The sequence below is a fragment of the Ornithinimicrobium sp. genome (assembly GCF_035267225.1).
Classification (GTDB): Bacteria; Actinomycetota; Actinomycetes; order Actinomycetales; family Dermatophilaceae; genus Ornithinicoccus.
The window spans coordinates 15,143-37,845 of the sequence record NZ_DATFMA010000031.1; the positions used below are offsets into that span (position 1 = coordinate 15,143).

The following is a 22,703-nucleotide window of genomic DNA, read 5'->3' on the forward strand; positions in this document are numbered from 1 at the left end:
GCATATCGAGTCGCGAGGGGAGCCGGTGATGGGACCACCACCGCACCAGTCCGAGGAGCCTGCCGGCGCCTCCTCCGGGGACGCTGAGTCCTCGGACGAAGGTCCGCGGACGCTGACCGATCGGGCGGCCGCCGCGTTCACCGCCTACCGGGACGGGCAGACCCAGCAGATCGGCGTCCTGGTGGACCTCCTCACTCCGTTGCTCTGGCACACCGCCCGAGGCCAGGGGCTGTCCGCCCCAGCGGCCGAGGATGTGGTGCAGACCGCGTGGCTCAAGCTGCTGGACCATCTCGAGAGCATCGGTGAGCCTCGGGCGGTGCTGTCCTGGATGGTCACCACCGTGCGGCGAGAGTCGTGGCGCCAGGCCAAGGTTGCTGCCCGCGACAGCGCCGACCTGGAGGGTCGGGCCGAGGTGGTGGATACCGAGCCGGGCCCGGAGACCTGGGCGCTGCTCGGGGAGCGGCAGCGCGTGCTCTGGCGTCACGTGCGCCAGCTGTCGGAGCGCTGCCAGCACCTGCTGCGCGTCATCGCCTTCGCCGACCGGCCGGACTACGCGACCATCGCCGACAGCCTCAAGATGCCCGTCGGCAGCATCGGCCCCACGCGCGGGCGATGCCTCAAGACCTTGCGGACCGGCTTGGCCGGGGACCCCGAGTGGGATGGAGTACTGACATGACCGAGCACCGTGGCGAGCCCGGGCCGTTGGACGACAGCGACGCCCAGATCCTGACCGAGCTGCGTGAGGTCTATCGGCGCCTCGACCCGGTGCCGGCGACGCTGGTGGACGACATCAAGTACTCGATGACCGTCCGTCTGCTGGAAGCCGAGGTGGCCGAGCTGATGCGGATGCCCGCGGCGCAGGTGCGCTCCGAGTCCGGAGACCGCTTCGACAGCATCAGCTTCAGTGGCAGTCGGCTCAGTCTCATGGTGAGCGTCTCCGCCGAGGCCGCGGCCGCGGACACCACGGACGACCCAGGAGTCCGGATCGACTGCTGGGTCAGCGTGGGGGGCGCGGTCGTGCAGGTGCGCACGTCGGGGGAGGCACCCGACGTGGAGCGCAGCCAGGTCTGCGACGAGAACGGGCGCTGCGTCTTCACCCAGGTGCCGCGGGGGCCGGCGCACTTCATCGTGTGGCCCACGGCTCAGAAGGACTCCGCCCCCACGATGACCCCGACGATCGACCTGTGACCCGTCCGGAGCGGGAGGGCCTCAGACGTCCTCGGCCTTGACCGTGGCCGGGTCCCAGCGCGTGATGCCGTCGGCGGCCCACCCGCGGTCCTTGACCGCCTCGCGCGAGGCTCGCTTCCACGGCCCGGTCAGACGGTCGACGTAGAGCGTCCCGTCCAGGTGCTCGGTCTCGTGCTGCAGGCAGCGCGCGAAGAGGTCCTCACCGACGAGGTCCACGGGATTGCCGTCGAGATCGGTCCCGACGACCCTCGCCCGGGGGAAGCGCGCCAGAGGGAAGTACTCGCCGGGAACGGACAGGCAGCCCTCGCCGTCGGTCTCCTCGTCGAGAGGGGCGGGGGCGCCCAGGCGCTCCAGCACGGGGTTGACGACCACGCCGCGGTAGCGCGCGTCGTCGGGCCCCGGACAGTCGTAGACGAACAGGCGCAGCCGCGCACCGACCTGGTTGGCGGCCAGGCCGACACCGTCGGCCGCCGCCATGGTGTCGAACATGTCGCGCACCAGGGTGCGCACCTCGTCGGTGATCTCGCGCACCTTCCTGGTGGGTTGGTGCAGGGCCCGGTGACCGATCACCGTGATCTCGCGTACCGCCACTGGCCTGCCTTTCTCGACGTGGAAGCGGGACGAGTCTACTGACCCGGCAACGGCTGCGACTGCCCGCGATGCAGCGCTACTGTCGGCGCCATGCAGATCAACTGGCTCGAAGTCCTCGGGTGGACCGGCTCGGTCGTCCTGGTCATCTCCCTGCTGCAGACGCGCATCCTGCGGCTACGCCTGATCAACCTGGCCGGGAGCCTGATCCTCGCCTTCTACAACGTGGTCATCGAGGTCTGGCCGATGGTGGGGCTCAACGTGGTGCTGAGTCTGATCAACGTGTTCTACCTGGTCACCATGCTGCGCACGCGGCACGACCCGACGGTCTACACCGTCCTCGAGGTCGATCCGGACGACCGCTATCTGCAGCATCTGCTGAGCGTCCACTCCGAGGACATCCACCGGAGCTTCCCCGGCTTCACCGAGGTCCAGGCCCACCAGTCGGCCTTTCTCATCGTGCACGGCGACGAGGCCGTCGGGGTGGTGGTCATCGAGGATGCCGAGCCGGGGGTCGCGCAGATCGTGCTCGACTGGGTCACCCTCCGTTACCGCGACTCCACCCCCGGGGAGTTCGTGTTCCGGCGTTCGGAGATCTTCTCGCGCCGCGGCTACTCACGGGTGGTGACGGCACCGGAGACCAAGGAGGCCTACTACCCCCGGATCGGCTTCACGCCCGACGGAGACCGGTACGCACTCGACGTGAGCTGAGCGTCCGCCGGCGGGCGAGGTGACCGCCCGCCCGCCGCTGGCGCAGCAGCCCCGGCCGAGGGTCAGGAGCGCGGGCGTGGCACCGGCCCCGTGATGTCGTCGTCGGTGTCGTCGGTGTCGTCGGTGTCGTCGGTGTCGTCGTCCGACGCGTCGGGATGGTCGTGCTCCGGCTCGGCCTCCGCATCGGAGACGCTGTGGAAGTGCGAGGCGCTCTCGGGCGAGGTCTGCCAGCTCGCGTCCCCGTCCTGAGCGGCGTCGGCGGAGTCGTCCGCCTCCGGCTCGGGCGACCGGCCGTGCGCCCCGTGTGAGGCGGGGCCCTGTTGTGCGGCCCGCTGGCTGTCGGTGATCCAGGCGTCGTCGTCCTCGCCGTCGCGACGCTCCTCCTGCCGTTCCGAGTCCGCCGCGATGCGCCGGGAAGGGAATCGGGCACGGGGTGGCTCCGGGGCAGGGGGGCGACGTCGCTGCCCGGAATGGGCCAGCGAGTCGTCGCTGTCGTGACCCTGGGGGCCGAAGATGATGTCGCAGATGCGCCGGTAGGTCTGGTCCGGGTCGGGGAGCCAGTTGATCTGGCGCAGGGCTTGGTCCTGGCCGGCCGACTCCAGGGTGAAGGTGCCGTAGCCGAGGAAGCGGCCGACGACGGACCGTCCGTAGTTGAGGTCGGTGACCTTGCCCAGCGGCATCATCGCCACCTTGTGGGTGAACAACCCGTAGGTCAGCAGTAGGCGCTTGTCGGTCGCGACGAACCATTCGTTGCGCCACTCCAGCATCTTCCACATCAGCCGGAAGATGAGACCGAACCACACCCACCACAGGTACAGCCCGAACTCGCCGAACGCCCGCTCCAGCCCGGAGGAGGTCCACGCGACGATGAAGAACCCGATCACGACCGTGGCGGCCGGCTCGCCCAACCGGGCCCAGTGCTGCCGAGTCGCGACCTCGACCTGCTCCCCCCGCAGCACGTAGCGCTCGAGAATGCGGCTGCTGACCTTGACGCCGGACTCGGCGGTGGCGGAGAAGCCGAGCATGACTACCTCATGAGCTCTTCGAAGAACCGCCCGATGTTGCGGAAGCCGTCAGCGATGATGTCCCAGAAGGCCGAGACGATGTCAGCCGCGCGGTCCGGACTGGTGATGATGGCGTAGATCAGGAACCCGAAGAGGAGCCACAAGATGATCTTCTTGATCGTCGGCGGCATCGTGGGCTCCTCGGTGCGGTGGGTACGTCATAGAACAGCGTCATCATCGCAGCCCTGCTGCGCCCTAGCCGGATAGCCACGCCGAAGCCGAGAGCCGCCGTACCGCCTCGGTCACCTCCTCAGTGCTGACGGAGAAGCTGAGCCGGACCGTCCTGTGGCCAGCGGCGACGTCGAAGTCCACACCCGGGGTCAGGGCCACCCCGGTCTCGGCCAGGACCCCCTGGCACCAGGCCACCGAGTCCTGCGTCAGATGGCCGATGTCGGCCCATACGTAGAACGCGCCGTCCGGCACCAGCGCCGGCCCGAGCCCCAGCGTGGGAAGCGCCGCGGTGAGCACGTCCCGGTTCTCGGCGTACCGGCGCACGTGGCCCTCCAGCTCGGGCCGCGCGTCCTGGCCGAAGGCCGCCATGGCCGCGTGCTGGGACACCGCCGGAGGGCAGATCGTGAGGTTCTGGGCGAGCACCTCCATCGAGCGTCGCAGGTGCGGCGGGACCAGCGCCCAACCCAGCCGCCATCCCGTCATCGAGAAGTACTTGCTCACCGATCCCACGACGACCGCCGCCCGGGAGGTCTGCCACGCGCTGGTCGCCGACGTCCCGTAGGTGATGCCGTGGTAGATCTCGTCGCTGATGAGCAGGCATCCGTGCTCTTCGCACCAGCGCGCGATCGCGGCCAGCTCCTCGGCGGCGATCACCGTCCCCGTCGGGTTGGCCGGGCTGGCCACGATGAGTCCGGCCGGAGGCTCGCTCAGCGCCTCCAGCATGGCCACGGTCGGCTGGTAGCCCGTGCCCGGCCCGCAGTCGAGCTCGAGCACCCGGCATCCCAGGGCCGAGAGGCTGTTGCGGTAGGCCGGGTAGCCGGGCCGGGCCATGGCCACCGTGTCGCCGGCCTCGAACGCGGCGAGGAAGAGCGTGGAGAAGACTCCGGAGGAGCCGGTCATGACCATGACGTCCTCACCCGTCACCTCCAGGCCGTACCACTGGCGGTGGTGGCCGGCGATGACCTCGCGCAGCTCGGGAAGGCCGGTGGCGTCGGTGTAGCCCAGCGTATGGCTCTCCAGAGCGGTGACCGCGGCCTCCCGCACGGCCCGCGGGGCCGGGGTGGAGGGCTGGCCCACGCACATCAGCAGCAGGTCACCGTGGGTGCGTTGACGCGTTCCTGCCTCCTTGAGCACCTCCATCACGTGGAAGGGCTCGATGGCGCTGCGGTGGCTCGGCCCGCGTCGGCGCGGCGGCATGCCGGTTCAGACCACGCCGTACAGGCGGTCTCCGGCGTCACCGAGACCGGGCACGATGTAGCCCTGCTCGTTGAGGCGCTCGTCGATCGCGCCGGTCACCAGCCGCACCGGTGGCTCGATGCCGGCCACCCGCTCACGCAGGGTCTCGATACCCTCGGGGGCCGAGAGCAGCGTGACCGCGGTGATGTCGTCGGCGCCGCGTTCCACGAGGTAGTGGATGGCCGCGGCCAGGGTGCCTCCGGTGGCCAGCATGGGGTCCAGCAGGTAGCACTGGCGCTGGTCCAGGTCCTCGGGGAGCCGGTTCGCGTAGGTATGGGCCTCCAGGGTCTCCTCGTTGCGAACCATGCCCAGGAAGCCGACCTCGGCGGTCGGCACCATCCGCATCATCCCGTCGAGCATGCCCAGGCCGGCGCGCAGGATCGGCACGACCATGGGCTTGGGGGTGGCCAGGCGTACGCCCGTGGTGGCGGTCACCGGCGTCTCGATGTCGAAGGAGGCGGTACGCACCTCCCGGGTGGCCTCGTAGGCCAGCAGCATCACCAGCTCGTCGGTGAGACGGCGGAACGTCGGGGTGTCGGTGCGCTGGTCGCGCAGGTACGTCAGCTTGTGGGCGATCAACGGATGGTCGGCGACGTGGACGCGCATACGGGAAACTTACCCCGTGAGCGTGGAGGGCGAGCCGGCAGCGGAGCGAGGTGAGCGCGGGCGCTGGTCCTCCGGCGTGTTCGCCGGGTGGATGCGCCAGGCGCTGGCCCAGGCGGCGGCCGGCAGCAGCAGTGCCAGCGCCGACGTGCCCGTGGGAGCCGTGGTGGTCGACGAGACCGGAGAGCGGCTCGGTCGAGGACACAACCGGCGCGAGCGGGACGCCGACCCGACCGGTCACGCCGAGGTGCTCGCCCTGCGAGAGGCGGGGGCCGCGCGGCGAGCCTGGCGGTTGGAGGGATGCACCCTGGTGGTGACCCTGGAGCCGTGTGTGATGTGTGCCGGGGCGGCGGTTGCGGCCCGGGTGGACCGCGTCGTCTTCGGCGCCTTCGACGACAAGGCCGGTGCCTGCGGGTCGGTGTGGGACCTGCCACGGGACCGGTCCAGCCTGCACCGCCCTGAGATCGTGGCCGGAGTGCTGGAGGCAGAGTGTGCAGCGGTGCTGACGGAGTTTTTCCACCCCCGGCGCCTCCGGTAGCCTCTCCAGCGGTGGCGTGTCCGAGCGGCCTAAGGAGCGCGCCTCGAAAGCGCGTGAGGGGGCGACTCCTCCGTGGGTTCAAATCCCACCGCCACCGCCGCAGTGGACCGCCCTTGCCGGAGGAACCCGGTGAGGGCGGTCCGCGATTCGCAGGCGCGATCGGGCGCCATGGCCTAGTTTGGCCCTATGTCGAAGCCGATCGAGGACTATGCCCTCGTGGGGGACCGGCACACTGCGGCCCTGATCTCCCGCGCCGGTTCGGTGGACTGGATGTGTCTGCCGAACTTCGACTCCCCGGCCTGCTTCGCCGCCCTGTTGGGCGACGACAGCCACGGCCGCTGGCTCCTGGCGCCGACCGAGGTCACCGAGACCACCCGCTCCTACGTCGAGGGCACCGTCGTACTGCAGACCATCCACACCACGGCGTCCGGCCGGGTGCGCGTCACCGACGTCATGCCGGCGGAGGACAACCGGGCCGACCTGATCCGACGGATCGAGGGTCTGGAGGGCACGGTCAACATGCGCCACGAGTGGATCGTGCGCCTGGGCTACGGCAAGACGGTCCCCTGGGTGCGCCACGTGGCCGACGACAGCGACTACGGAGGGAAGCACGCCCTCGTGGCTGTGGCTGGGCCTGACCGCTTCGTGCTGCGTGGGCCGCGCCTGCCGGCGCCGAACGACGAGCGGCACGTCGACGAGTTCGACGTCGGGGAAGGGGAGACGCACGTCTTCTGCATGGCGTGGAGCCCGTCGTACACGCCCATCCCGGAGCCGCTGCACATCGAGGACTTCATCGAGCAGGCCATCGACGAGTCACGAGACTGGCTCGAGGACTGCCGGCCCGGCGGCAATTACGCCGACGCCATCACCCGCTCGCTGCTGGTGCTTCGCACGCTGACCCACGCCGAGACCGGAGGCATCGTGGCGGCGCCGACGACCTCCCTGCCGGAGGACCTCGGCGGCGAGCGCAACTGGGACTACCGGTTCTGCTGGTTGCGTGACGCCGCCCTCACTGTCGAGGCGCTGCTCAGCTGGGGCTTCAGCAAGCGCTCCGCGCTGTGGCGGGACTGGCTGCTGCGGGCGGCGGCCGGCGACCCGTCCGAGCTGCAGATCATGTACACCGTCGACGGCTCGCGCGAGATGAGCGAGCGTGAGCTCGACCACCTGCCGGGGTACGAGGGGTCGACGCCCGTGCGCGTGGGCAACGCCGCCGTCGGACAGCGCCAGAGCGACGTCCTGGGCGAGCTGATGAACGCGCTGGAGATGCTGCGGAAGGAGGGGGTCGAGGAGTTCGACGACTCCTGGGAGCTCCAGCGCCTGCTCCTGGAGGGACTGGCCGAGGACTGGCGCGAGAAGGACCGGGGCCTGTGGGAGATGCGAGGCGACGCGCACTACTTCACCCACTCCCGGGTGATGATCTGGGTGGCGCTGGACCGGGGCCTCGCGGCGATCCGCGACCACGGGCTGGAGGGTCCGGAGGAGTACTGGGCCGAGCTGCGCGACCGGGTGCGCGAGGAGGTGATGACCTATGGCTTCAACGAGGAGATCAACTCCTTCGTCCAGCACTACGAGACCGAAGAGGTCGACGCCTCCCTGCTGTTGCTGCCGACCGTGGGCTTCATCGAGGCCGACGACCCCCGGTTCGTTGGCACGGTGGACCGGATTGAGCGCGACCTGCTCCGCGACGGGCTCGTCCTGCGCTACCGCGCCACCGCCGGCGACGACGGGTTGGCGGGTGATGAGCACCCGTTCCTCATCTGCTGCTTCTGGCTCGTGACGGCCTACGCGCTGATGGGCCGCACCAAGCAGGCGGTCGAGCTGTTCGATCGCCTGCTGGCGCTGCGCAACGACGTCGGGCTCCTCGCCGAGGAGTACGACGTGGAAGCCGGGCGACAGATGGGCAACTTTCCGCAGGCCTTCTCGCACCTGGGCCTGGTTCAGGCGGCAGCGGTCCTGCACGATGTCGTCGGCGAGACGTACGGGAGCGAGCAGCAGGACGCGGGCCGCGAGGCCGCCGAGGAGGGCAGCTCAGACTGAGCGCGGCTCAAGCGCCTTCGGGATGGCTCTCTTGGCGAGGGTAGTCCTGCGCGGCGGCCGCGATGTCGTCCAGGTCCCGGTGCAGAGCCCGGCGGGTGGCCCGCAGGCCGACCGGTCCGAGAACGGCGCTGGCCGCCCGGCCCAGCGCCGAGGTGCCGGCGGTCGCCGTGAACGTCACCGTCAGGCTGGTGGTGGGGCAGCGACCGTCATCGTCGAGGCTCTCGATCGGCTCCAGCTGCCAGACGGTGCGGAAGGTGGCCTCGCCCTCCCCCGACTCGATGACCGTGTAGCGCAGGGGGTGGTTCTGGCGCACCCACATCTCCTCGGTGGAGGAGCGGCCGAAGAACGACCGGGTCTGGCGCCAGCGGGTGCCCACCGCGTACGGCCCCGGGGTCATGATCTGCACCGACTCCACCCCAGAGAGCCGCTCCGCAGACCGCGTGAGGTCGGTGAGCACGTCCCAGACGGCCGCGGGAGCGGCGTCGATCGTCCGGCTCAGCCGAAGCGTCAGGTCCGTCATGCTGCTGATCCTAGAGCCGAGATGCCGTGCAGCGCTGGGCAATGGCGGGATCCGGCAGGCCGTGTCGGGCCGGCTGCACGATGGCGGCGAGGGCTTCGACTCCGTCCACGAGGCGGGGCCCGGGCCGGGCGAAGGACGCGTTGGCGTCGACCGCCCACACCTCGGGTGGGAACGGGGCCGAACGCAACACTGCGGCGAGAGGACCGCCGTCGAGCAACCCGGTGGTCACGGCCACGGAGCTGGCCAGGTCGTAGCCGCACGGTGCCACCACGACGATGTCCGGCTCGGCGCGCGTGACCTGCTCCCAGGTGGTCGGCACCGACCGCTCACCCGCGGCTCCCAGCACGCTGCGACCGCCGGCCACGCCTACCATCTCCGGCACCCAGTGCCCGGGGGCGAAGGGCGGGTCGGTCCACTCCAGGACCGCGACCGCCGGAGCGTCGACGGCGGGGGCCCCGGCAAGGCGCGACAGCCGCGCGGACAGCGAGGCCACCAGAGCCTGCGCCGCCGGCTCCCGTCCGCATCGGGCCCCGATCTGGATGATGCTGTCCAGCACCTCGTGCAGGCGATGGGGGTCGGTGGTCAGCACCTCGGCGTCGCAGCCCAGGTAGGCCAGGGCCTCGTGGACCTCCGAGACGTCGACGGCGCAGACAGCGCACAGGTCCTGGGTGACCACCAGATCGGCATCGAGCCCGGCCAGGGCGGCCCGGTCCAGATGGTAGAGGTCCTCGCCGGCGCTCAGCCGGGCCCGGACGGCGGCGTCGATCTCGGCGGGAGTCAGGGGGCGGGAGCCGACCGCCTGCGGCAGCGAGGAGGTGGACACCACCGTGGCCTGCTGCCGGGCGTGTGCGGGCTCGTCGCACTCGAAGGTCACGCCGACCACGTCCTCGCCCGCGCCCAGAGCGAAGAGGATCTCGGTGGCCGAGGGCAGCAACGAGACGATGCGCTGCGCCTCAGCCATCGGTGGCCTCGGGTTCGGATGTCTGCTCCGTCTCGGCCGGCGCCAGCTGCTCGAAGCCGTCCCCGAGCACGAGGTCGATCTCGGCGCTCTCCCGCTCGTCGGCCACCAGCTCGGACCCCGGCACCGACTGCTGCATCAGCTCGGCGGCCTCAAGGCCGTCGGGGCCGTGGCGGATGTCGGCACTGTGCTCGATGGAGGCGTCCTGAGGGTCGTTGTCGACCGCGTCGATGACGAAGCCCCGTGACCCGAGCTCCTCGGAGGTCCGGCCCGCCAGCCCCGGTTCCCCCTTGGCGTTGTAGACGTTCACCCGGACGTCGGAGGGCTGCAGTGGTGGGGCGGTCGCGGTCACCTGGTCCGTGTCCGCCGCAGTGTCCGAGCCACCGAGCCAGCCCTGGTAGTAGGCGACGGCGTACACGAAGACCAGCACCAGCATCAGCGTCAGGGCGGTCAACACCAGGGCGGTCCGCCGTCGCTTGCGCCGTGCGGCCGTGGACATGCCTCCGGTCCGCACATACGCCATGCCGTCACGCTAGTGGCAGCACCGATCAGTCCAGGTTCAGGACACGCCCGTGCACGGCCGGACGACCGTGCAGCGCAGCCCGCAACGCGCGGTGCAGACCGTCCTCGAGGTAGTACTCGCCGTGCCACTGCACCACATGACAGAAGATGTCGCCGTAGAAGGTCGAGTCCTCGGCCAGCAGGGCCCGCAGGTCGAGCTCAGCGCGCGTGGTGATGAGGTCCTCGAGCAAGATCATCCGGGGTGCGAGCTGCGCCCAGTCGGACGGACAGCCGAGGCCGTGATCGGGGTAGGGACGACCGTCCCCCACCCCCTTGAAGATCATGGGCCCGACTCTACGAGGCGAGGCAGGGCGGGGCGGGGAACCAGGCGGTCCGCCATCGGGCGGAGGATGCGGGATTTGAACCCGCGAGGGGTTTCATCCCCAACACGATTTCCAATCGTGCGCACTAGGCCACTATGCGAATCCTCCGGTGCGAGGGTATCGCGAGCACTCTCGGCCGTCGAAATCGACGGCGTACCACGCAGCCGTGACCGCGGCGAAGGGTCAGTGCGCAAAGGCGCCGGGCCGGGACCTCGACCCCGGCTCCGTCCTGAGGTGGGCCACGACCTCGGCGATGGCCACGCCCAGCCGATGGGTCAGGTCTGCGTTGAACCCCTCGCGGATCACCACGCGCAGGACCGCGACCTCCTCGGCCTCGGCGGGCATGGTGTAGGCGGGCACCTGGAAGCCGCGCGCCCGCAGCTCGTGCGAGATGTCGAACACCGTGAAGCCCGGGTCGCCCTCGCAGGCGAACGTCAACACCGGGATGGCGCTGCCGTTCGTGATGAGCCTCAGTCCGTCCACGGCCTCGATATGGCCCGCGAGCCGCTCGGCCGAGGCGCGTAGCGACTCCATGATCGTGCGGTACCCCTGGCGGCCGAGCCGGACGAAGTTGTAGTACTGGCCGATGACCTGGTTGCCCGGGCGGGAGAAGTTCAGCGTGAAGGTGGGCATGTCCCCGCCCAGGTAGTTCACGTGGAACACGAGGTCTTCAGGGAGGTACTCCGGCGAGCGCCAGACGACGAAGCCGATTCCCGGGTAGGTCAGGCCGTACTTGTGACCGCTCACGTTGATCGACACCACCCGCGGGTTCCGGAAGTCCCACTCCAGGTCGGGCTGGAGGAACGGCACGACGAAGCCCCCACTGGCCGCGTCCACGTGCAGGGGGACGTCCGGGCCGTCCTGAGCTACCTCGTCCAGCACGGCCGCGATCTCGGTGATCGGCTCGAGCTCGCCGGTGAAGGTGGTGCCCAGGATGGCGACGACCCCGATGGTGTCCTCGTCGACCGCCGCGCGCACCTGCTCGGGTGTGACCACATAGCGCCCCGGCTCCATCGGGAGGTAGACCGGCTCCACGTCGAAGTAGCGGCAGAACTTCTCCCAGACGACCTGCACGTTGGTCCCCAGCACCAGCTTCGGTGTCGTCGCGTTCTGGCCGGCCGACTTCCGAGCCGCCCGCCAGCGCCACTTCATCGCCAACCCGGCGAGCATCACCGCCTCCGACGACCCGAGCGTGGAGACGCCGGTCGCCGAGGTCGCGTCGGTCTCCGACAGCCCTTCGGCGTGGAAGAGGTCGGCCACGATGTTCACGCACCGGCGTTCGATCTCGGCCGCCGACGGATACTCGTCCTTGTCGATCATGTTCTTGTCGAACGACTCGGACAGGAGGCGCTCGGCCTGCGGCTCCATCCATGTGGTCACGAACGTCGCCAGGTTGAGGCGCGCGTTGCCGTCGAGCATCACCTCGCCGTGGATGAACCGGTAGGCCACCTCGGGCTCGGCGCCGTGCTCCGAGAGACGAAGGCTCGGCACCTCGACCATGCCCAGGCGCTCGGTGAACGCCGGGGGAGCGCCGTGGCCGTCGGTGGCGGTCGAGCGGTCGTTCATCGGGTGGGCCTCCCTGCCGGGGAGGCGTGACCACGCTGAGGTCATACCCACGGACGCCCTGCTGCCCCCGTGTGCCCGTGCCCCGGCCCACGCCCCCGTCTTCTCCGTCCCACCCTATTGCATGCCCGGCGCCGGTGAGGAGAGGTCGACGGCTTCTCGGTGGATCGCTCCTCCAGTGGGCCCCTACACTGGTCCTCGGCCCCCCGTGTGGTGGTACCCCACTGAACTCCCCCAGGGCAGGAATGCAGCAAGGGCAGGTGGGCTCTTCCAGGTGCGCGGGGGGTCCCTCGATGCCGGGCGTAGCCGCCCGTCGCGCCGGCCCCGGCCAGAGTGCTGTCGGATGACCTTCGGCGATGACAGGATGAGGCACCACTGTCGAGGGAAAGGCACGGCGATGACGCTGCACGTGGGCTCCGAGGTCGGTCGGCTGCGACAGGTCATCGTGCACCGGCCCGGCCTGGAGATGCACCGGCTCACCCCGGAGAACAAGGACCGCTACCTCTACGACGAGATCCTGTGGGTCGAGCGGGCCCAGGCCGAGCACGACGGCTTCGTCGAGGTGATGCAGGCCCGCGGTGTCACGGTGCACCACTTCGACGTCCTCCTGCGGGAGACGCTGGCCGTCCCGGCTGCGCGCGCAGCGGTGTTGGCGGAGTCCCTGGACGAGCGTCACGTCGGGCCGTTGGCCGCCGAGCAGCTGCGTCAGATGTTCGACGAGATGAGCGACGCCGACCTGGCCAGGTTCCTCGTCGGCGGCATCACCAAGGCCGAGGCGCTCGAGCGCATCGAGCGCCCCACCTCGGTGGTCCTCGACCAGCTGGCCGGACACGAGTCGGTGCTCGCGCCGCTGCCCAACCACCTGTTCACTCGCGACACCTCGGCGTGGGCCTACGACGGCGTCGCGGTCAACTCGATGCACAAGAAGGCGCGGCGTCGCGAGACCGTCCACTACGAGGCGATCTACACCTACCACCCGATGTTCACCGAACACCCGCCCCGGTGGTGGAGCCACGGTCTCGACGGCGGCCCCGCCACCGCCGAGGGGGGTGACATCCTGGTGCCCGGGCGCGGCACGGTGCTCGTCGGTCTGAGTGAGCGGACGACGCCCCAGGGAGTGGAGCGTCTGGCCGCGCGGATGCTCGGCTCGGGGGAGATCCACACGGTGGTGGCCCTCGACATGCCGAAGTCCCGGGCCGTGATGCACCTGGACACGGTCATGACGATGGTGGACCAGGAGACCTTCACTCGCTACCTGGGGCTGCCGGATCTGCCGTGCTGGACGCTCACCGCCGGCACCGAGCGGGACGGTGAGGTGCAGGTACGGGTCGAGTCGCACCAGGCCGGCGAGGCAGAGCGGGTCATCGCCCGCTCCTTGGGACTGCAGGGCCTGCGAGTGCTCGCCGCGGACCAGGACCCGGCGCAGGCCGCTCGCGAGCAGTGGGACGACGGGTGCAACGTGCTGGCGCTGGAACCGGGCGTCGTCGTGGGCTACGAGCGCAACACCGTCTCCAACGACTACCTGCGCTCCCAGGGTGTCGAGGTGCTCGAGATCGCCGGCGGCGAGCTCGGCCGCGGTCGCGGCGGCCCCCGGTGCATGTCGTGCCCGATCGAGCGGGACCCGGTGGACTGATCCGGTGCCGGCACGCAGGCGGGTGCCCCTCGCCCAGGGACAAGAGGCGCTCGCCGCCTGCGCCCGGGCCGGTGACCTGGCACGGCTGGGGCGGCAGGTACGGGCGACCGCAGTCCGTTACAGCCTGGAGGAGCTTGCGGCACGCGCGCCGGGCCGCACCGTCGAGGTGCGCGTGCCGCCCTTCGGCGCGGTCCAGTGCCTCGAGGGGCCGCGTCATACCCGGGGGACCCCGCCGAACGTGGTGGAGACCGACGCGCAGACGTGGCTGATGCTCGCGACCGGCCGGCAACGCTGGGAGCAGGCCGCGCAGGCAGGAGCGATCCGGGCCAGCGGGCAGCGGGCGGACCTCTCCGCCTTCCTGCCCCTCACATCTGCTGAGTGACCCCCGGCGTCATGCCTTCCGCGGCAGGTCCTCGTCGTCGTGGCGCTGCGCCAAGGGAGCGTCGCTTCGCTCCTGCGGCCCCTAGTCTGGTCCGGTGCGCTACGGCATCTGCATCCTTCCCGAGCACTCCTGGGTCCAGGCCGAGCCGCTGTGGCGGGACGCGGAGGAGCGTGGCTTCGACCACGCGTGGACCTACGACCACCTGACCTGGGCCGGGCTGCCGGACTCGCCGTGGCACTCGACGATGGTGACGCTGGGGTTGGCGGGATCGGTCACCCAGCGCATCGGCCTGGGGACGTTCGTGGCCTCGCCGAACTTCCGCCATCCGGTGACCTTCATGCGCGACGTGCTGACGGTGGACGACGTGAGCCGCGGACGGCTGCTGCTGGGTCTGGGCGCCGGCGGTGACCTCGACGCCGAGATCCTGGGCCACCGCCTCACCCGCGGACAGCGTTCCCGGCGCTTCCGTGAGTTCGTCCCCCTGCTCGACCGGGTGCTGCGTGAGGACCACGTCGACCACAGCGGCGAGTTCTTCGGCGCCCGGGACGCCCGCAACCGGCCCGGCTGCGTGCAGCAGCCCCGGGTGCCCTTCGTGGTGGCTGCGAACGGACCTCGAGCGATGGCACTCGCAGCCCGGTACGGCGACGGATGGATGACGACCGGCCCGGTCGGCCAGGTCGACCCGGACGAGCACGACACCGCACGGGTGGAGCAGTGGTGGCGCGGCATCGAGGAGATCAGCCGGCGGTACACCGAGATCGAGACGGAGACCCAGCGTGACGGGACACGTGCGGACCGGCCCGCCGACCGCTACCTGTCCCTGGACGCCAGCGGTGTCCCGGCTCTGCGCAGTGCCGGCTTCTTCGCCGAGCAGGTCGGCCGGGCACACGAGCTCGGCTTCACCGACGTGGTCGTCCACCGGCCGCGCGAGAGCGACCCCTACCGCGCTCCGCTGGCCGTCCTCGACCAGATCGACCTTCCGGCTGCGCCCGGTCCGAGCGGGCGTAACCTGGAGTCGTGAACCAAGAGCAAGACCCCCGAGTGGACCGCGAGCACGTCACGCCGGTGGGAGCGCGCCGGCGGGGGCCCAGGATGGTCCCGTTCCTGGTCACCGGTGCCCTCATCGGCCTCATCCTGGGGGTCGTGCTGTCGGTGAGCGGGCCGAGCTCGCAGGTGGCTTCCCCCGGGCAGGAGGTGGTCGTGATGGCCGGTGCGGGTGCCTTGGTCGGCGGGTTCGTCGCGGCGGTGCTCTACCTCATCGCCGAGTGGAGCAGTTTGCGCAGGATGTGAGGGATGCGAGACTGACAAGGTGGCTCGACCCGACGGACGCCTGACGCACGACCTCCTCCCTGATGAGTCCCTCCCGCAGGACGCCTGCGGAGTCTTCGGTGTCTGGGCGCCGGACGACGAGGTCGCCAAGCTCACCTACTTCGGTCTCTACGCCCTCCAGCACCGAGGGCAGGAGGCGGCCGGGATCGCCACCAGCGACGGGCGCTCGCTGCTGGTCTTCAAGGACGTCGGCCTCGTGGCCCAGGTGTTCGACGAGTCGAGCCTGGCTTCGCTGCGGGGGCACCTGGCCATCGGCCACTGCCGGTACTCGACCACGGGCCGCAGCTCCTGGGAGAACGCGCAGCCCACGCTCGACGGCACCAGCGGCGGCACCGTGGCGCTGGCCCACAACGGCAACCTGATCAACTCCGCCGAGCTGCGCCAGGTCCTGGCCGAACGCCACGGAGGCGCCCTGCGCTACTCGGCCGGCGAGGTCGGTCGCGGCAACACCACCGACACCGCGCTGATCACCGGCCTCCTCACCTCCGATGAGGACCAGACCCTGGAGAGCGCGGCGATGGAGGTGCTCCCCATGTTGCGGGGTGCCTTCTCCCTGGTGTTCTGCGACGAGCAGACGGTGTACGCCGCCCGTGACCCCCAAGGGGTCCGGCCGCTCGTACTGGGGCGCCTCGAGCGCGGTTGGGTCGTGGCCTCGGAGACGGCGGCGCTGGACATCGTCGGCGCCAGCTTCGTCCGCGAGGTCGAGCCGGGTGAGCTGCTGGCCATCGACGAGCAAGGGCTACGCAGCCGCCGCTTCGCGGAGACGGCGCGCAAGGGCTGTGTGTTCGAGTACGTCTACCTCGCCCGCCCCGACACCTCGCTGAACGGTCGCTCGGTGCACGAGAGCCGGGTCGAGATGGGCCGCCAGCTCGCCGCCGAGCATCCGGTCGAGGCGGACATGGTCATGCCGACGCCGGAGTCGGGTGTACCCGCCGCCATCGGGTACGCCGAAGCGTCCGGCATCCCCTACGGAGCCGGGCTGGTGAAGAACGCCTACGTCGGCCGCACCTTCATCGCCCCCAGCCAGACCATTCGCCAGCTGGGCATCCGGCTCAAGCTCAACCCGTTGCGCGACGTGATCCGCGGAAAGCGGCTGGTCGTCATCGACGACTCCATCGTGCGCGGCAACACGCAACGGGCCCTGGTGCGGATGTTGCGTGAGGCCGGAGCCGCCGAGGTGCACGTGCGGATCTCCTCCCCGCCGGTGCGATGGCCGTGCTTCTACGGGATCGACTTCGCCACTCGGGCCGAGCTCGTGGCCAACGGCCTGAACACGGACGACATTCGCGCTTCCATCGGGGCGGACTCGCTGGGATACATCAGCGAGTCCGGCATGGTCACGGCCACCGAGCAGCGTGCCGACGAGCTCTGTACGGCGTGCTTCTCCGGCCAGTACCCCATCGGCATCCCGGAGGACAACATCGGCAAGGATGTGCTGGAGTTGGAGTTCCCGGTCCACGCCGGCTCCGACCCGACGGACGTCGGCACTCTCGACGTAGAGCAGCTGGGCGAGCCGGGCAACGAGGCGGGAGCGCCACGGGGGGTGCACGACATCGACGGCGTGCGGGTCGGCTCGGCCGTCGGTGCCTCCGATGCTCTGAGCCGCCCGTGAGGGCTGAGGACGGACCCGAGGCACCAGACCCGGCTCCGCCGCTGACCTACGCCGACTCCGGCGTCGACACCGAGGCCGGGGATCGTGCCGTGGACCTGATGAAGGGGGCGCTCGCCGCAGCCACCCGGCCCGAGGTCGTGGGGGGCCTCGGCGGCTTCGCGGGCCTGTTCGATGCCGCCGCACTCGGGTCCATGACACACCCGGTGCTCGCCACCAGCACCGACGGCGTCGGCACGAAGGTCGCCGTCGCCCAGGCTCTGGACGCTCACGACACCATCGGGATCGACCTCGTCGGGATGGTGGTCGACGACATCGTCGTGTGCGGAGCCGAGCCGTTGTTCATGACCGACTACATCGCCTGCGGTCGGGTTGTGCCCGCACGAACGGCGGCCATCGTGAAGGGGATCGCGGACGGATGCGCCCAGGCCGGTGTGGCTCTCGTCGGAGGTGAGACGGCCGAGCATCCGGGCCTGCTGGACCCTACGGAGTACGACCTGGCCGGCGCCGCGACGGGCGTGGTCGAGCGCAGCCGCATCCTGGGGCCGGAGCGAGTCGCCTCAGATGACGTCGTGCTCGCACTGGCCTCCTCCGGGCTGCACTCCAACGGATACTCGCTGGTGCGCCGCGTGGTGGCTCGGGCGGGACTGCGCCTGGAGCAGCACGTCGATGAGATCGGCCGCTCGCTGGGTGAGGAGCTGCTCGAGCCGACCCGCATCTACACCCCCGTGCTGCGCGAGCTCATCGACGCCACCGATGTTGGCGTCCACGCGCTGTCGCACATCACCGGAGGTGGCCTGGCGGCGAACGTCGCCCGGGTCCTGCCGCCGGGCCTGCACGTGACGATGGAGCGCCGCACCTGGACCCCGGCTCCCGTCTTCGACGCCGTTCAGCGGTGGGGTCAGGTGCCGCTCGAGGACCTCGAGGGCACGCTCAACATGGGTGTGGGCTTCGTGGTGATCCTGCCTGGCGCGGACGTGGCCGCCGCGGTGCGCCGGTGCGCCGACCACGGCATCGGGGCGTGGGCCCTGGGGACGGTGTCCGCGACCGAGACTCCGCCCGCGGGTGCGGTGCAGGGCACCAAGGGCACCCACGGCGGCTCCGCGAAGTTGGTCGGCGACTACCGCTGAGGGCTCAGGCGCGCTTCTTCATCCACGAACCGGGGTTGGGCGCCGGGCGCGTCTGCCGCTCCGCCGCCGTGTCCTCGGGCACCGCGCCGTTGGCCTCGTCGTGGCGCGACCAGGGGTCGGAGTCCTCGACGGTACGACCGTTACGGCCGTGGTACTCGGCGGCGTCGTCCGGCTCTCCCTCCGACAGGGCGGGTGACGAGGGACCCTCGTCCTCGCTGCCCTTCAGCTCACGCTCCAGCGCCGTGAGGTCGGTGTCGGGAGAGTAGTACTTCAGTCTCCGCGCAACTTTGGTCTGCTTGGCTTTAGCCCGGCCGCGCCCCATGGCGTGACCCCCTCGTGCGTCTGCCGGGGTGCATCGCTCTCAGGGGGCACCACGGTGCCGTCCCTGACTGCGCAGCAGCCCGGGGATGGGTATGAATCGTGCGCCCTACGGTACATGAGTCGCCGACCAGCGAGCGCATGCCCCTGCGGCTGACAGGCCCCAGCAGCAGAGGCCGTGTAGCGCCGGTTCGGCGAGTGTGCGGCCTCCTCAGCGGCGCCGCACCGCGACGGCTCCGAGACCGCCGACGGTGAGCACCGCGAGCGCGAGGACAGCCCAGACCCACCACGGCGGGGACGAGTCGGCGGAGTCGTCGCCCTGGGCAGGGGCGGCGGCGGTGTCGGCGGCGTGGTCCGTGCCGGCCGACTCCACCGCGGCGTCGTCCCCGGTCGGAACCGCCGTTGCGGAGTCGGACTCGGAGTCCGCGGTCGGCGGCTCCTGGGTGGCGGGGTCCGACGAGGTCGTCGGGCTCGCCTCGCCCACCACGGTGTAGCTGAAGTCGCCGGAGATGGGGTGCCCGTCCTGGGAAGTCACCCGCCACCGGACGGTGTACGGCCCCGGGGGGAGGTCCTCCTCCACGGGCTGCACGACGGCGGTTCCGTCGATCTCGGGCTCACCCTGCGTGGCCGCGCCGTCCGGGCCGGTGACCTCGACCACCGTGCCCACCTCGGCGACGGCGCCGCTGAACTCCAACCGCACCTCGGCGGTGTCCGGGTCCACGCTGGCGCCGTCGGCGGGAGTGGTGCCGGTGAGCTCGTCGTGCGCTGAGGCGGTCAGGGCGGTGGCGGCGACGAGGACTACCGCGCCGATGACGGCCCCACCCCCGCGACGCCCCGCTCGCACCCTGCCCATGACAGGCAGTCTAGGGAGCCGACGGCGTCAGGAGTGAATGAGCCGCTCAGAACCCGGACTCGGTCTGCTTGGGGTAGTAGCGGGCGTACTTGCGCACGTAGTTCGCCTTCGCGGCCGCGACGTACAGCTTGCGTTTGAGCGAGTCCTTGGTGACGAGCGGGTGGAAGACGCCCTGTCGTGTGACCCGCTTCACCAGCTGTTTCAGCTCGGGGCTGAGGTAGCGCCGCAGCAGGAACATCGGCAGGACGCAGTAGAGGATCTCGTTGCGCACCACCACGGGCTCGTGGCGCTCGTGCTGGATCAGATCGGTGGTGATGAACTCGGCGACGTTGGCGCCCGCTGCAGTGACGTAGAAGTTGTTCCGCCCGATGCGGGGGTTCATCTCGAAGAACTTCATCACCCCGTCACGCGGGTCCAGCTTGACGTCGAAGTTGGCGAACCCGTGGTATCCGACGTGGGTCAGCATTCGCTCGGCCTGGTCCATCAGCTCGGGGTAGGGGGTGGTGATCATCGCGGCCGGGTTACCGATGGCCAGCGGCTGGTGCTCCTGCAGCAGCACCTGGGCTGTCGCCAGCAGTGTGACCCGGCCGAACTGGTCGGCGTAGGCGGTGATCGACCGCATCGCGGTGTCGTCGCCCGGGATGAGCTCCTGGACGACGAAACGATCGCGGAACCCCGCCTCGGCGACCCGCCGGAAGACCGTCACCAGCTCCGCGGGGGAGTCCACCTTGAAGATCTTGTTCTTGCCCTCGAACCGCAGACCCTCGTAGGCCGCCCCCACGGCAGGCTTCGCCACCACGGGGTAGGTCAGGTCCACCGCGTCAGGGGTCCAGGTCGGGTCGCCGGCCCCGCTGAAGTCCTGCACCAGCGTCCGCGGCGTCGGGATGTCGATCTCGCGGCAGGCCCGGTCGAACTCGATCTTGTCGGCGACCATGTCGAGCACCGCAGCGTCGACGGCCGGCACGACATACCACTGACGCAGCCACTCGGCCTGGTCGCTCAGCATCCGGGAGAAGGAGTCGGCGTTGGACAGCAACAGGGTCGTGCGTCCGGCGGCGGCCCGCGCGCGCCCCTGGCGCTCCAGCTCGTCCAACGTGTCCTGCCGCTGCGCGTGCTCGCCCAGCTCGACGGTCTCGATGAACTGGGAGTCCGCGATGGGGCCGGCCACCACGCGGGAGATCACCGTGCTGGCGATCCCGTAGCGCTCGCGAAAGGCACGGGCGAGGGCGTAGATGCCGATGTCCGTGCCGAGCAGGACGACGTCGAAGTCGGGGTCGTCGATCACCGGGTCATCGGTCACGGGACGGTCGGTCATGGGTCTCCCAGCGGGCACGGTGCGGTCACATCCGGCGCTGAGCCTACCGGCCGGAGACGGCGGGCACGGCCCCACCAAACCGCAACACTTGCCTCTGTAGCCGCAGATCACACACGGGCAGGAGCGCACGGGCTGACGGCAGGGCGCCCCTGAGCGCGTCCACACGCAGGACACGGTGCGGCCACCGAGACCACGCTGGGCTCCGCCGCCCCCGGCTGTGGCGCGCCGATCAGATGCTCGCCTGGATGCTCGTGCCGTAGGTTTCGACGATGAGTGAGCACGCACAGCATCTGGTCGTCATGGGTGTCTCGGGATCGGGGAAGAGCACCGTCGGCAAGGCGATTGCCGAGCGGCTGGGCTGGGAGTTCGCCGAGGGCGACGACTTCCACCCTCCGGAGAACAAGGCCAAGATGGAACGCGGCGATCCCTTGGTCGACGAGGACCGGTGGCCCTGGTTGGAGAAGCTGGCCGGGTGGACCGCCGGTCGCGACGAGGAAGGCACCTCCACCGTCGTCACCTGCTCCGCCTTACGCGCGGTCTACCGCGACATCCTGCGCCGAGGAGGCGAGACGTTCTTCGTGCATCTGGTGGGTGACAAGGACCTGTTGATGGAGCGGATGCAGGGTCGCGAGCACTTCATGCCTGCCTCGCTGCTGGACTCCCAGCTCGACACTCTGGAGCCCCTCGGCCCGGACGAGCCCGGCATGACCCAGGACGTCGCCAATCCTCCAGAACGCATTGCCACCGCGGTGGCCGGCCGGCTCGACCCGGCTTGAGACCCCTGGCGGCGGCGCACCCGGGGCGCCACGACGCGGCGCCGACGCAGCGCGAGCCAGGCGTCGACGAAGCAGCTAGGACGCCGAGCCGGGGCCCGTGCTGTGCTCGTCGCCAGTGGTCGCCGACGGCTCGGGAGCGCCCGACTCCTCGGTGGCGGGCGCCGCGTGCTGACGACCCTCGTCGCCCCGGTCCCCGCCACCGCCGGGCGACGGCGCGCTGGGCGCTGTCCGCCGGGAGCGGTGGGTGCTGCGCTCTGCCTCCTCGGTGGCTCCCTGGGCCTCTTCCCGGGCTCGGCGCAGGGCCTCGCGCGGGTCCTCCAGGGCCGGCTCCTCGACCTCGAACTCCGAGGTGGGCGGCTCGGCGTCGGCGCTGATCCCCGCCGACGGGCCGTCCAGTGACGACCCGCCGGGGGCGTCGGCCCCCAGCGCGTTGCCGATGCCGCTGAGTGCCTTGGTCAGCTCGGTCGGCACCACCCAGAGCTTGTTCGACTCGCCTTGGGCGATCTGCGGGAGCGTCTGCAGGTACTGGTACGCCAGCAGCTTGCTGTCCGGGTTGCCCTTGTGAATGGCGTCGAAGACCTGCAGGATCGCCCGCGCCTCACCCTGCGCCTCCAGGATGGCCGACTGGGCGGTGCCCTCGGCGCGCAGGATCTGAGCCTGCTTCTCGCCCTCCGCGGTGAGAATCTGCGACTGCTTGACGCCCTCGGCGTTGAGGATGGCCGCGCGGCGGTCGCGCTCGGCCCGCATCTGCTTCTCCATCGAGTCCTGAACGCTGGCCGGCGGGTCGATCGCCTTCAGCTCGACCCGGTTGACGCGGATTCCCCACCGTCCCGTGGCGTCGTCCAGAACCCCGCGCAGCTGCCCGTTGATCTGGTCGCGGCTGGTCAGCGTCTGCTCCAGGTCGAGTGAGCCGATGACGTTGCGCAAGGTGGTGACGGTGAGCTGCTCGATGCCCTGGATGTAGTTGGCGATCTCGTAGGTGGCGGCCTTGGGGTCGGTGGGCTGAAAGTAGATGACCGTGTCGATGGAGACGACCAGGTTGTCGCTGGTGATCACCGGCTGCGGTGGGAACGACACGACCTGCTCGCGCAGGTCGACGTTCGAGCGCGCCTTGTCGATGAAGGGGATGAGCACGTGCAGACCCGCGTCCAGCGTGCGGTTGTAGCGTCCGAGCCGCTCGACGATGATCGCCGTGGCCTGCGGCACGATCCTGATCGCCTTGGCCACCGCGGTCGCCACGAAGGCGATCAGCAGGATGAGGACGATGTACAAAGCGATGTCTTGGGGCTGGGGCATG

25 protein-coding genes, 2 tRNA genes, 1 other RNA gene and 1 pseudogene are annotated in these 22,703 nt (G+C 70.6%); 14 read left to right on the forward strand and 15 right to left on the reverse strand.

Going from position 1 to position 22,703, the window contains the following annotated elements:
- Positions 1-28 precede the first annotated feature (28 nt).
- Positions 29-676 (forward strand): sigma-70 family RNA polymerase sigma factor, encoded by a 648-nt coding sequence (locus VJ976_RS01875; protein WP_324098352.1) that lies wholly within the window; start codon positions 29-31, stop codon positions 674-676.
- Positions 673-1,188, forward strand: a complete 516-nt coding sequence (locus VJ976_RS01880; protein ID WP_324098354.1) for a hypothetical protein — start codon at positions 673-675, stop codon at positions 1,186-1,188. The genes VJ976_RS01875 and VJ976_RS01880 overlap by 4 nt, the downstream gene beginning before the upstream one ends.
- Positions 1,189-1,209: 21 nt before the next feature.
- Here VJ976_RS01880 and def read toward each other — a convergent pair whose 3' ends face one another.
- A complete protein-coding gene (gene def / locus VJ976_RS01885; RefSeq protein ID WP_324098356.1) occupies positions 1,210-1,779 on the reverse strand; it encodes a peptide deformylase in 570 nt (189 codons plus the stop codon).
- 90 nt (positions 1,780-1,869) lie between these two features.
- On the opposite strand from def, the gene VJ976_RS01890 reads away from it, so the two are divergent.
- The gene (locus VJ976_RS01890; protein WP_324098358.1) at positions 1,870-2,487 is read left to right on the forward strand and encodes a hypothetical protein; all 618 of its coding nucleotides are present in this window, start codon (positions 1,870-1,872) and stop codon (positions 2,485-2,487) included.
- 62 nt (positions 2,488-2,549) lie between these two features.
- Here the strand turns inward: VJ976_RS01890 and VJ976_RS01895 are convergent, their stop codons facing one another.
- From VJ976_RS01895 to upp, 4 genes are all read right to left on the reverse strand, one after another.
- Positions 2,550-3,512 (reverse strand): PH domain-containing protein, encoded by a 963-nt coding sequence (locus VJ976_RS01895; protein WP_324098360.1) that lies wholly within the window; start codon positions 3,510-3,512, stop codon positions 2,550-2,552.
- Positions 3,513-3,514: 2 nt separating this feature from the next.
- Positions 3,515-3,682, reverse strand: a complete 168-nt coding sequence (locus VJ976_RS01900) for a hypothetical protein (protein ID WP_324098362.1) — start codon at positions 3,680-3,682, stop codon at positions 3,515-3,517.
- 64 nt (positions 3,683-3,746) lie between these two features.
- Positions 3,747-4,919: an aminotransferase class I/II-fold pyridoxal phosphate-dependent enzyme gene (locus tag VJ976_RS01905; protein WP_324098364.1), complete on the reverse strand. Its 1,173-nt coding sequence runs from the start codon at positions 4,917-4,919 to the stop codon at positions 3,747-3,749.
- 6 nt (positions 4,920-4,925) lie between these two features.
- Entirely contained in the window at positions 4,926-5,564 is a 639-nt protein-coding gene (upp, locus tag VJ976_RS01910) for a uracil phosphoribosyltransferase (protein ID WP_324098366.1), read from the reverse strand.
- Positions 5,565-5,655: 91 nt separating this feature from the next.
- Here upp and VJ976_RS01915 point away from each other — a divergent pair, with 91 nt between their 5' ends.
- The 3 genes from VJ976_RS01915 to VJ976_RS01925 all read left to right on the forward strand — a co-directional run bounded on the left by VJ976_RS01915 (position 5,656) and on the right by VJ976_RS01925 (position 8,136).
- Positions 5,656-6,099 carry a nucleoside deaminase gene (locus VJ976_RS01915; RefSeq protein ID WP_324098412.1) on the forward strand — a complete coding sequence of 148 codons (444 nt, stop codon included), beginning with the start codon at positions 5,656-5,658 and terminating at the stop codon, positions 6,097-6,099.
- Between the two features lie 10 nt (positions 6,100-6,109).
- Positions 6,110-6,196, forward strand: a tRNA-Ser gene (locus VJ976_RS01920).
- Between the two features lie 89 nt (positions 6,197-6,285).
- Complete coding sequence (locus VJ976_RS01925; RefSeq protein WP_324098368.1) at positions 6,286-8,136, forward strand: glycoside hydrolase family 15 protein; 1,851 nt, start codon at positions 6,286-6,288, stop codon at positions 8,134-8,136.
- 7 nt (positions 8,137-8,143) lie between these two features.
- Here the strand turns inward: VJ976_RS01925 and VJ976_RS01930 are convergent, their stop codons facing one another.
- The 6 genes from VJ976_RS01930 to VJ976_RS01955 all read right to left on the reverse strand — a co-directional run bounded on the left by VJ976_RS01930 (position 8,144) and on the right by VJ976_RS01955 (position 12,064).
- Complete coding sequence (locus VJ976_RS01930) at positions 8,144-8,656, reverse strand: SRPBCC family protein (RefSeq protein WP_324098370.1); 513 nt, start codon at positions 8,654-8,656, stop codon at positions 8,144-8,146.
- Between the two features lie 10 nt (positions 8,657-8,666).
- On the reverse strand, positions 8,667-9,617 hold the full coding sequence (locus tag VJ976_RS01935; RefSeq protein WP_324098371.1) for an ABC transporter substrate-binding protein: 951 nt from the start codon (positions 9,615-9,617) through the stop codon (positions 8,667-8,669).
- On the reverse strand, positions 9,610-10,137 hold the full coding sequence (locus VJ976_RS01940; protein WP_324098373.1) for a LytR C-terminal domain-containing protein: 528 nt from the start codon (positions 10,135-10,137) through the stop codon (positions 9,610-9,612). Before VJ976_RS01940 ends, VJ976_RS01935 begins: the two co-directional genes overlap by 8 nt.
- A 25-nt stretch (positions 10,138-10,162) precedes the next feature.
- Positions 10,163-10,459, reverse strand: coding sequence for a type II toxin-antitoxin system VapB family antitoxin (locus VJ976_RS01945; protein WP_324098374.1), 297 nt, complete (start codon positions 10,457-10,459; stop codon positions 10,163-10,165).
- A 60-nt stretch (positions 10,460-10,519) separates the two neighbouring features.
- Positions 10,520-10,606 (reverse strand) — tRNA-Ser (locus VJ976_RS01950).
- 75 nt (positions 10,607-10,681) lie between these two features.
- Positions 10,682-12,064 (reverse strand): glutamate decarboxylase, encoded by a 1,383-nt coding sequence (locus tag VJ976_RS01955; protein ID WP_324098376.1) that lies wholly within the window; start codon positions 12,062-12,064, stop codon positions 10,682-10,684.
- Positions 12,065-12,258: 194 nt separating this feature from the next.
- On the opposite strand from VJ976_RS01955, the gene ffs reads away from it, so the two are divergent.
- From ffs to purM, 7 genes are all read left to right on the forward strand, one after another.
- Positions 12,259-12,355, forward strand: an RNA gene (gene ffs, locus VJ976_RS01960) — signal recognition particle sRNA small type.
- Between the two features lie 103 nt (positions 12,356-12,458).
- Entirely contained in the window at positions 12,459-13,694 is a 1,236-nt protein-coding gene (locus VJ976_RS01965) for an arginine deiminase (RefSeq protein ID WP_324098377.1), read from the forward strand.
- Between the two features lie 4 nt (positions 13,695-13,698).
- Positions 13,699-14,076, forward strand: a complete 378-nt coding sequence (locus VJ976_RS01970; RefSeq protein ID WP_324098378.1) for a sterol carrier family protein — start codon at positions 13,699-13,701, stop codon at positions 14,074-14,076.
- Positions 14,077-14,170: 94 nt separating this feature from the next.
- Entirely contained in the window at positions 14,171-15,097 is a 927-nt protein-coding gene (locus tag VJ976_RS01975; protein ID WP_324098380.1) for an LLM class flavin-dependent oxidoreductase, read from the forward strand.
- Positions 15,094-15,366, forward strand: a complete 273-nt coding sequence (locus VJ976_RS01980) for a hypothetical protein (protein WP_324098381.1) — start codon at positions 15,094-15,096, stop codon at positions 15,364-15,366. The genes VJ976_RS01975 and VJ976_RS01980 overlap by 4 nt, the downstream gene beginning before the upstream one ends.
- A gap of 19 nt (positions 15,367-15,385) precedes the next feature.
- On the forward strand, positions 15,386-17,017 hold the full coding sequence (gene purF, locus VJ976_RS01985) for an amidophosphoribosyltransferase (protein WP_324098382.1): 1,632 nt from the start codon (positions 15,386-15,388) through the stop codon (positions 17,015-17,017).
- Positions 17,014-18,144, forward strand: coding sequence for a phosphoribosylformylglycinamidine cyclo-ligase (gene purM, locus VJ976_RS01990; RefSeq protein ID WP_324098384.1), 1,131 nt, complete (start codon positions 17,014-17,016; stop codon positions 18,142-18,144). The genes purF and purM overlap by 4 nt, the downstream gene beginning before the upstream one ends.
- Positions 18,145-18,304: 160 nt before the next feature.
- On the opposite strand, the pseudogene VJ976_RS12660 reads toward purM, so the two are convergent.
- The 3 genes and pseudogenes from VJ976_RS12660 to VJ976_RS02005 form a co-directional block, all read right to left on the reverse strand.
- Positions 18,305-18,466, reverse strand: a pseudogene (locus VJ976_RS12660) (DUF3073 domain-containing protein); the annotation flags it as partial.
- A gap of 207 nt (positions 18,467-18,673) precedes the next feature.
- Positions 18,674-19,315 carry a copper resistance CopC family protein gene (locus tag VJ976_RS02000; RefSeq protein ID WP_324098388.1) on the reverse strand — a complete coding sequence of 214 codons (642 nt, stop codon included), beginning with the start codon at positions 19,313-19,315 and terminating at the stop codon, positions 18,674-18,676.
- Between the two features lie 46 nt (positions 19,316-19,361).
- Positions 19,362-20,630, reverse strand: a complete 1,269-nt coding sequence (locus VJ976_RS02005; protein WP_324098390.1) for a carboxylate--amine ligase — start codon at positions 20,628-20,630, stop codon at positions 19,362-19,364.
- A 269-nt stretch (positions 20,631-20,899) separates the two neighbouring features.
- On the opposite strand from VJ976_RS02005, the gene VJ976_RS02010 reads away from it, so the two are divergent.
- Positions 20,900-21,406, forward strand: coding sequence for a gluconokinase (locus tag VJ976_RS02010; protein ID WP_324098391.1), 507 nt, complete (start codon positions 20,900-20,902; stop codon positions 21,404-21,406).
- Positions 21,407-21,481: 75 nt separating this feature from the next.
- On the opposite strand, the gene VJ976_RS02015 is transcribed toward VJ976_RS02010, so the two are convergent.
- A complete protein-coding gene (locus VJ976_RS02015) occupies positions 21,482-22,702 on the reverse strand; it encodes an SPFH domain-containing protein (protein WP_324098393.1) in 1,221 nt (406 codons plus the stop codon).
- Position 22,703: the final 1 nt, after the last annotated feature.